This window comes from Bradyrhizobium sp. P2_E8 (assembly GCF_056403875.1).
On sequence record NZ_JBFUES010001702.1, the window covers coordinates 1 to 860 of the forward strand.

At 63.6% G+C, this 860-nt stretch carries 1 protein-coding gene; it reads left to right on the top strand.

Annotated features, from left to right (window positions below; translation table 11 throughout):
• Nucleotides 1-59: 59 nt before the first annotated feature.
• A partial coding sequence (locus AC1D00_RS43330; RefSeq protein ID WP_477014954.1) for an MHYT domain-containing protein occupies nt 60-860 on the top strand: 801 nt, incomplete at its 3' end.

Consider the following 860-nt stretch of genomic DNA (forward strand, 5'->3'; position numbering starts at 1 on the left):
AGCCCGGCGTCTCGACCAACTACGGCCTCGTTCTGACTGCGCTGTCGCTCGCCGCGGCGATGATCCTGACCTCAGGCGGTTTTGGCGTTGCCGTCAGTAATTCCGGTCGGTGGCGCGCAGCTGCCGGTGGCGGCATTATCGGCGCCGGCATTGCAAGCATGCACTATATCGGCATGTGGGCCCTCGAGGTGCCGGGTCGTGTGACCTGGTCGCCGGGGCTGGTGTTGATCTCGATCGTCCTCGGCATGGTCCTGGGCTACGCTGCACTCGCGGTTGCCCTGGGCCGCAAGGACAAGCGGGGGACCTTTGCTGCGGCGCTGCTGCTGACGCTCGCCATCGTGTCGCACCATTTCACGGCCATGGGGGCCGTGCAGATCGTTCCAGACCCCACGCTGGCAAACGATACGTTGTCGCTTTCTCCGAACTTCCTCGCCGTGGCAATTGCGGGCGTGGCCCTGTCGGTGCTCGGGATGAGCTTCGTCGGCGTGCTGGCGGATCGCCGCCTTGCGACCAGAACCAGCAGATTCGAGCAGATCATCAGCGAGCTCTCGCTCGCCCGGCAGCAGGTGGAAGATTCGCAACAGGAAATCCAGGACCAGAAACTCAGGCTCGATACGGCCATCAACAACATGGTCGAGGCTCTCTGCATGTTCGATGCGGAGAAGCGGCTCGTCGTCTGCAACGAGCGTTATGCCCGACTCTATCAGCTGCCGCCGGAACTGCTGAGGACGGGGACACCGCACGCCGACATCATCAGGCATCGCGTCGTGACCGGCCTCCTCAAGAGCGACACCAGCGAAGGCGCTGCCAAGCAATTCCTCTCGAAACTGGCCGCGTTGCCGTACGATGCAGTCTCGAGC